Genomic DNA, 8,398 nt, shown 5'->3' on the forward strand with positions numbered 1-8,398 from the left:
ATTGATTGTTAGTCTTTTACAAGTGTTAAATAGAAGGTCTATTTTTTGTTCTATATTTGACAACAATCAGAAATAGAATGAGAAGAACTTGTTTTTTTTATATATGTTTAATACAGTTCCTATACGTTGTATGGACGCCTTCGTTTGCTCAAAAAGCAATAAGTGATTCGCTGGAGGTATTGCTGTCCAATTCTCAGTTAGACACCCAAACTCGAATTTTAAGCTTGTGTCAATTGGCAAATAGCATTTCATTAGCCCACCTTGATAAGGCTATTCAAACTAATAAAAAAGCCATTGTACTAGGCCAAAAACACCAATATACAGACGGTCTCTGCCTCGCATGGTCACAGCAAGTGCAGTTTGAAATGATCCAAAGGGATGGCATAGCTGCTCAGAAAGCTGCTGACAGTATGTTCTACTATACACAAAATGCATCTAAACTTTATAAAGGAATTGCCTATTTCAGAATGGGCTATTTGCAAAATTTACAAAACAAACCTGAAGATGCATTTGAGAGTTGGGAAAAAGCTATTCCCCTACTGGAAGAGAATAAAGGACAAAAGTACTTGTCAAATATTTATTACCTAAAGTTCGGAATATATTCGGAGCGTGAAAATCAAAACGACGCAGCAAGATATGTCTGTTTAGCACTGAAAACTGCACAAAAAAGCAAAGATATAGATGCGCAGATCAAAGCTTGGCAGATTAACGGTACCCATGAAGTAGATTTATTTGAACGAAAAAGGGACACTTCTCGTCTTCAGACTGCAGAAAATGCTTTTGAACAATCCATTTCACTATACAAGCAACATGAGACTTCTATTAAGAATCCAAGTGTTGTGGCTCTTTCTGCACTGTATCTGGCGAACTTGTACCTGGAATATGATTCTTCTTTAAAGAAAAAAGAGATAATAGAATACGTGAATCTTGCTTTACGAACTTCGAAAGAAGTCAACAATATTGAGATGCAGGCTAACGGATATGCAATACTCGGCAAAATCCATATGCAGGCTGCAGATTGGTCTAAAGCCGAAAAAGCACTACTAACACAAAAGGCCTTAGCTAACTCACTGCCTTCGTCTAATTATTATTTAGAGTTGAATAACTTGGAATTGTTGGCTAACCTGTATGAAAAAAAGGGAAATACGCAAAAAGCTTTAGACTATTATCAAAAATATATAACGACTTATAAAAAAGTATTCGACTCGAAACAGACCGAAATTATTCAACAGCTGGAAGCTCAATATGAGAATGACAAAAAGAGTAAAGAATTGGAATTGCTACACCAAAAAAATGCTTTTCAAAAAAGACAGACTTGGCTGTATAGTGCCATAGCACTTATTACTATAACAGGATTATTGTTTTTGTTTGTAGCGTATAGGTTTAAACTAAAATATGCTTTGGAACGGGAAAAGCTTCAAATTGAGGAAGCGGCAAGATTAAAAGCTGAACAAACTTTAATCGCACAGGAGAAAGAACAATTGCAAAAGGAATTGATGGTCGGGATGCTGCAAATAGAACGTGGTGCTGAATCGCTCAAGGAATTAAAAGAAAAAATAGAAACTGCCAAAAGCCAACATCCCCAGCTCAATCAATTTATCAAAGAAGAACTGAGAATCAACAATGATTTTGACCTGATCCGCTCAGAAATACAAGATATTCACCCAGATTTTTTCAAGCAATTACAGGATAAAGCCTCTGAAAGACTAACCCAAACCGATCTGCGCTATTGTGCTTATTTTTCCCTCCAATTTTCCACCAAGCAAATAGCCGAACTCTTAAATGTTGCACCCAAAAGTGTCCGCATGGCAAAATATCGTTTGAAACAAAAATTTGAATTGGATAAGGAAGATGATTTCGATGCTTTTCTTCAGGGTTTGTCGTAATTCATCAATTAACTTCCTTAATTTCAATTTCTTTAAGCGCTCTTTTGTTGAAGGAATAATATCATCATATTCTTCATAATTTTCAATCACACTTTCCAACATATTCTTTGCCAGCAGTTTATTGCCTTTGATAGCATACGTGTCCGCAATCAAGATGAAACTCTTGGCCACACCCAGTAATCATGCTCCTCCATATTATTGACCAGATCAAAGACCATTTCCTGAGCTTTGTCCTACTGTTTGTTTTTATACTGTAGTCGTCCTATACGATAACGTGCCTCTGCATCAATAACTGTCTTGCTTATCATTGTCGCCAATTCTGTTTTACTTCATAACAAACGCTTTATCTCCTTTCTTTAGCAATGCCTGTGCACTGTACAAATGTGCCCTAGCTATGTCTTCCTCAGATAGTCGATCAGAATTCTCTATCAAATACACATACTTCTCCACTTGATCCAAGTCTCCTATATGTAGGTAATATTTCTTCAAGTTCTGATGTAATCTCCAGTTTTTAGAGGTGCACAATCGCTTCATTATATTCCTCCAAGTTCATGTATAACGCAGCTGCCGTCAGCAAGGTATTCTCTGTATATTTGCTCGTCCAGTCATTCAGAATAATGTTAAGATTCTTTTAGCCATTTTAAAGGCTGCTAAAGTGGTGTTTTCTGTTGACATATCTTTACTCAAACTCCATCCAATAACCTTTCTATCATATAAATCTATTACTGTATGTAGTTAGATAAATACCCCCTTCTTTAACAGAGATATAAGTAATGTCAGACACCCAGGCTTTCCCTGGTTCAGTTTGTGTAAATTGTCTATCTAAAATATTATCAACCACTAAATAATTGTGTTCAGAGTCTGTGGTTATTCTATATCTACGAGCTAATTTACTACGTAATCCTAACTCTTTCATGTACTTAGCAATAGTTAGTTTAGATATGTTACTAATATCGATTTGGATTTTTTTATACAAATAAATTTGAATCGAAAGAACATTATTTTTACGTTTATAATCAATTACTAATGTGGTTGTTATACAAAGGTGCTACTAATTACTCTACTGACAATAAATATTTTAAAGGAATTAGTCGATTAGATGAACTGTTTGAACGTGCATGTTACTATCAATTATTTGATACATTTGTTGAACTAGGTTTTACTCCTATCATTGATGATAATATAAATTTTCTGAATGAAGCTAACATTTATGAAAAAGTAGTGTTTGAAAAAAACACCTTTAAAATTACTTTATATTATCAGAGCTTACCTATAAATTTAACAACAATTAAAAAGCATACAAATAATTTAAGACCTGATTTTATTATTGAGTTTGATGATTTATCTTATGTTATTTTAGACGCAAAATATAAAAAACTAAATAATATAGAAAAGTATGATTATGAAAATTTAGCTTTAAAATATTTACATGGAATTGGGTCTAAAGAAGGAGGATATCTGAAAGCAATCGCTTTGTTAATTCTTTTTCCTAAAAATGAAACTCACCAAAGTTACCACTCTAAAGAGGAATACTCTATTATTGGAAATAAGACAGTTTATCCATTTATAGGAAGTTTAGGACTTGATTTTGATAATTCTGATTCCGGTCTAAAGGATGTTATAAAAAGAATATTAGAAAATAAATATATAGAATAGACTTTGCCTAATGGCTTATAATAAAAAACTACCCAATTAGAAAATCTCTTGGTAGTTTAAGCCTCAATTTTTTTACTTATCCCACAACTTTTGACTGTGATCCAATATTTTGAATAAAAATATCAGTATTGACTTTTATAAAAAAACCCAACCTTACATTTTTGGGTGTAAAATTGGGTATTGCTCTTGTAATTACCTGATAATCAAGCTTTACTGCGGAGAAAGAGGGATTCGAACCCCCGGACCTGTTACAGTCAACGGTTTTCAAGACCGCCGCATTCGACCACTCTGCCATTTCTCCAGAGGTCTACATTACTTCCGTATTGCGAGTGCAAATATACTGCAAAGTCTGATGTTTGCAAGCGTTTTGAATGAAAAAAATAAGTTTTTTGAAGTGTGTTTTTGTAACTAATTTATTTTGAGTCGGTAATGAATGAAAAAAAGCGTATATTATTTGAGATGGATATAAGTCTTGATGGCCAATTTTTAAATAAGAGGATGAGGTGAGTGTCAAGATTAGTGTTAGTAGGATTGATGTCAATCTAAACAGATGTTTTTAAATAGGGGGAGGAGAGGCTTTAGTTTGTTATATAGAAAGCTAAGAAGAGGGATTGTTTTTGCTTAAAGGTATTAAGAGTAGCGCCGAAATAATGAGATGGATCAAGTATTCTTTTTTTAGTGAGGTAAGTATTGGCTGCACTTTATTTTTTTAGTGTTAAAAAAAATGAGTTAAGCAGTGCTAAATGTTGCGATTCTATGGTAAAACCCGTATATTTGCATTTTATTTTTTAAAATTATTATGATAAAAATTACATTACCAGACGGTTCAGTGAAAGAGTTTGCTTCGGGCGTAACTCCTTTCGATGTTGCAAAAAGTATAAGTGAAGGTTTAGCTAGAAATATTATTTCTGCAAACTTCAATGGTACCACCATCGAAACCACGACACCTATGACCACGGATGGTAGTCTAGTTTTATATTCATGGAATGATGATGAAGGGAAAAAAGCTTTTTGGCACTCTACTTCACACGTAATGGCGCAAGCTTTACAAGATTTATACCCTGGAATCAAGTTAACAATAGGTCCAGCTATCGCTAATGGATTCTATTATGATGTGGATTTCATGGATTATAAAGTGACAGATGCTGACTTTAAGAAAATTGAGGATAAGGTTTTAGAGATAGCACGTGGGAAGCATGACTTTACAATGCGTTCTGCTACTAAGGCTGAAGCTTTAGAGTTTTATAAAAAAGAAGAAAACCCTTATAAAGTTGAGTTAATAGAGAACCTAGCTGATGGTACGATTACTTTCTGTGATCATGACACTTTTACAGACTTATGTCGTGGAGGTCATATTCCTAATACAGGAATTATTAAAGCATTTAAGGTATTATCTATTGCTGGTGCATACTGGAGAGGAGATGAGAAGAATAAGCAGTTAACTCGTGTTTATGGTATTTCATTCCCTAAACAAAAGGATTTAACTGAGTATTTAGCTTTATTAGAAGAAGCTAAAAAACGTGATCACCGTAAATTAGGTAAAGAATTAGAATTGTTTACATTCTCTCAAAAAGTAGGACAAGGGTTGCCATTATGGTTGCCAAAAGGTGCTGCGTTAAGAGATAGATTAGAGCAGTTCTTGCGTAAAGCACAGAAGAAAGCTGGATATGAGCAAGTAGTTACTCCTCATATTGGACAAAAAGAATTATATGTTACTTCTGGACACTATGCAAAATATGGAGCAGATAGTTTCCAACCGATTTATACTCCAGTAGAGGGAGAAGAGTTCTTATTAAAACCGATGAACTGTCCTCACCACTGTGAGATTTATAATGCAAAACCATGGTCTTATAAAGATTTACCTAAGCGTTTTGCTGAGTTTGGAACAGTTTATCGTTATGAGCAATCGGGAGAATTACACGGATTGACTCGTGTAAGAGGATTTACTCAAGATGATGCACATATTTTCTGTACACCAGAACAATTAGATGAAGAGTTTAAAAAAGTAATTGATTTAGTGTTATATGTATTCGGGTCGTTAGGATTCGAGAACTTTACAGCACAAGTATCAGTACGTGATTTAAGTAATCCTGATAAGTATATCGGTAGTGTAGAGAATTGGGAAAAAGCTGAGAATGCTATTATCAATGCAGCTAGAGATAAAGGGCTTAATTATGTCATCGAGAGTGGAGAAGCTGCTTTCTATGGTCCTAAGTTAGACTTTATGGTAAAAGATGCATTAGGTAGAAGCTGGCAGTTAGGTACCATTCAGGTAGACTATAACTTACCAGAGCGATTTGAGTTAAGTTATAAAGGATCGGATAATGAGCTGCATCGTCCAGTGATGATCCACAGAGCTCCATTTGGTTCTATGGAACGTTTTATAGCGATACTTTTAGAGCATACGGGAGGTAATTTCCCATTATGGTTAATGCCAGAGCAGGCTATAATCCTGTCTTTGAGTGAGAAATATGAAAAATATGCCGAAAAAGTTTTAAATTTGCTAGAAAATAGCGAAATTCGCGCGCTGGTAGATAACCGTAATGAGACTATCGGTAAAAAGATTAGAGAAGCTGAAGTACAAAAATTCCCTTACATGTTAATTGTAGGAGAAGATGAAGAGAAAAACGGTACGATTTCTGTAAGAAGACACGGTGATTCTGGTAAATCTAATCAGACAATGAAGATAGAAGATTTTATCGCTCAAGTACAAGAAGAGGTAAATAGTTCTATTAAACAATTTGGAGAGTAAAAATAGTATAACGCTTGATGAACAAGCACATAAAATTTTATAGCCATAGCAATAAGACAAAACAGAGGAAGAAATCCTCGCGAAGAAAAGAAAGATGCGCATAGAATTAATAATGCCATCCGCGTTCCTGAAGTTCGTCTTGTAGGAGACAACGTCGAAACAGGTGTATATAAACTTGCTGACGCAATGCGTTTAGCAGAGGAGTTAGAATTGGATTTAGTTGAGATTTCACCAAATGCTGAACCTCCTGTTTGTAAAATTACTGATTACAACAAATTCCTTTACGAACAGAAGAAGCGTGAAAAAATGCTAAAGGCTAAATCGACTCAAATCACTGTAAAAGAGATTCGTTTCGGTCCTCAAACAGATGAGCACGATTATGAGTTCAAAAAGAAGAATGCAATGAAATTCTTGAAAGAGGGTTCTAAATTAAAAGCATTCGTATTCTTTAAAGGACGTTCGATTATTTATAAAGATCAAGGACAAATCTTATTATTAAGATTAGCTCAAGATCTTGAGGAATTCGGGAAAGTGGAAACTATGCCAGTTTTAGAGGGTAAACGTATGACTATGTTTATCGCACCTAAAAAGAAAAAATAGTATTTAAGTATATTAAGATAGTTAAGTAAGATAATCATTAATACCTAGGAAATAATGCCTAAAATGAAAACTAAATCTAGTGCTAAGAAACGTTTCAAGTTGACTGGTTCTGGAAAAATTAAAAGAAAACACGCTTTCAAAAGTCACATTTTGACTAAAAAGTCTAAAAAGCGTAAATTAGCTTTAACACACTCTGGATTAGTGTCTAAAGCAGATACAAACAGTATCAAAGATCAATTAAGATTAATCTAATCTTAATTCCGGTTAAAATTATTTAATAACCCTGGAGTGGAGCAAATGAAAGTTTAGAAGTGTTTGAAACATAACCGCCCACTACAAAAAACACATTTTTAAGAAATGGCAAGATCAGTAAACTCAGTAGCTTCAAGAGCAAGAAGAAAAAGAATTTTGAAGCAAGCCAAAGGATTCTTTGGAAGACGTAAAAACGTTTGGACAGTAGCTAAAAACGCGGTAGAAAAAGCAATGGTATATGCTTACCGTGATAGAAAACAAAAGAAAAGAAACTTCCGTTCATTATGGATCATGCGTATCAACGCTGGTGCTAGATTACACGGAATGAGCTATTCTCAATTCATGGGTAAATTAAAAGCTAACAATATCGAATTGAACCGTAAAGTTCTTGCAGATTTAGCTATGAATCACCCAGAAGCTTTCGCAGCTATCGTTAATAAAGTAAAATAATAAACGTTTGTCAAATCTGATTTATCTTACTTAATATATTTAAAAGCCTTACTGTATGCAGTGAGGCTTTTTTATTTTAATCGGTTATATTTGCTAGAACCTAAAAAGAGATAGATGGAATTACAGAATGTGGAATTTAAAGCACGTGTAGCTGACTTAGATAGCATAGAAGATAAATTAAAAGGATTAGAGCTCGTTTTAGACGGGGTATATAAGCAAGTGGATACTTATTATAATGTCCCTATTGGAAGGGTGAAGCTTCGTGAGTATGACGAGTATAGTTCTTTGATTTATTATAATCGTGTTAATGGGGAGGAGGCGAAGAGTTCAGATGTTATTTATTATAAACATGAGAAGGATTCTGCGTTAGGTGCAATATTAGAATTGCAGTTTGGTATAAAAGTAAAGGTGTCTAAAGTGCGTAAGGTTTTAAAGTATAAGAATGTTAGTATTCATTTGGATCAGGTAGACGGTTTGGGGTGCTTTGTGGAAGTAGAAGCTTGTGATATTGGAGTAGAAGAAGGAGTTGATTTAAAGCAACAATGTGATTATTTTTTTGATCTAATGGAGTTGACTAAAAAAGATTTAGTTGCGGTATCGTATAGTGATCTTATTCTTCAGTTAAATAAAAAATAGTAGTGACTTGTCTTTTACTCTTGATTTAAATGGAGTAGATTGAGTTAGGATAAAACAAAAAAGACTATCAATGCTGATAGTCTTTTTTGTATATGTGTGCCCAGCATGGGTGATAACTCTAGGGTGTAAGTCCCGAACACGCCATTACAGCAGGAAGTGTTAACCG

The 8,398-nt window shown here is 34.2% G+C and carries 9 protein-coding genes and 1 tRNA gene; 7 read left to right on the forward strand and 3 right to left on the reverse strand.

Going from position 1 to position 8,398, the window contains the following annotated elements; translation table 11 throughout:
• The first annotated feature begins 233 nt into the window (after positions 1–233).
• A complete protein-coding gene (locus HX049_RS14645) occupies positions 234–1,886 on the forward strand; it encodes a helix-turn-helix transcriptional regulator (RefSeq protein ID WP_286416769.1) in 1,653 nt (550 codons plus the stop codon).
• A 324-nt stretch (positions 1,887–2,210) separates the two neighbouring features.
• On the opposite strand, the gene HX049_RS14650 is transcribed toward HX049_RS14645, so the two are convergent.
• On the reverse strand, positions 2,211–2,420 hold the full coding sequence (locus HX049_RS14650) for a hypothetical protein (protein WP_155093259.1): 210 nt from the start codon (positions 2,418–2,420) through the stop codon (positions 2,211–2,213).
• Positions 2,421–2,595: 175 nt separating this feature from the next.
• Positions 2,596–2,802 (reverse strand): hypothetical protein, encoded by a 207-nt coding sequence (locus HX049_RS14655; RefSeq protein ID WP_286416773.1) that lies wholly within the window; start codon positions 2,800–2,802, stop codon positions 2,596–2,598.
• 110 nt (positions 2,803–2,912) lie between these two features.
• Here HX049_RS14655 and HX049_RS14660 point away from each other — a divergent pair, with 110 nt between their 5' ends.
• Positions 2,913–3,542, forward strand: coding sequence for a hypothetical protein (locus HX049_RS14660; protein WP_286416774.1), 630 nt, complete (start codon positions 2,913–2,915; stop codon positions 3,540–3,542).
• A 216-nt stretch (positions 3,543–3,758) separates the two neighbouring features.
• Here the strand turns inward: HX049_RS14660 and HX049_RS14665 are convergent.
• Positions 3,759–3,843 (reverse strand) — tRNA-Ser (locus tag HX049_RS14665).
• Positions 3,844–4,341: 498 nt separating this feature from the next.
• Here HX049_RS14665 and thrS point away from each other — a divergent pair.
• From thrS to HX049_RS14690, 5 genes are all read left to right on the forward strand, one after another.
• Positions 4,342–6,294 (forward strand): threonine--tRNA ligase, encoded by a 1,953-nt coding sequence (gene thrS, locus HX049_RS14670; RefSeq protein WP_286416775.1) that lies wholly within the window; start codon positions 4,342–4,344, stop codon positions 6,292–6,294.
• Positions 6,295–6,339: 45 nt separating this feature from the next.
• Positions 6,340–6,894 carry a translation initiation factor IF-3 gene (gene infC / locus HX049_RS14675; protein WP_198032310.1) on the forward strand — a complete coding sequence of 185 codons (555 nt, stop codon included), beginning with the start codon at positions 6,340–6,342 and terminating at the stop codon, positions 6,892–6,894.
• A 54-nt stretch (positions 6,895–6,948) separates the two neighbouring features.
• On the forward strand, positions 6,949–7,146 hold the full coding sequence (gene rpmI, locus HX049_RS14680) for a 50S ribosomal protein L35 (protein ID WP_016361612.1): 198 nt from the start codon (positions 6,949–6,951) through the stop codon (positions 7,144–7,146).
• A 105-nt stretch (positions 7,147–7,251) separates the two neighbouring features.
• Positions 7,252–7,596, forward strand: coding sequence for a 50S ribosomal protein L20 (gene rplT / locus HX049_RS14685; RefSeq protein WP_006259287.1), 345 nt, complete (start codon positions 7,252–7,254; stop codon positions 7,594–7,596).
• 114 nt (positions 7,597–7,710) lie between these two features.
• Entirely contained in the window at positions 7,711–8,232 is a 522-nt protein-coding gene (locus HX049_RS14690) for a class IV adenylate cyclase (RefSeq protein ID WP_286416777.1), read from the forward strand.
• The last annotated feature ends 166 nt before the right edge of the window (positions 8,233–8,398 follow it).

Source organism: Myroides odoratimimus, from assembly GCF_030326305.1.
GTDB lineage: Bacteria > Bacteroidota > Bacteroidia > Flavobacteriales > Flavobacteriaceae > Flavobacterium > Flavobacterium odoratimimum_A.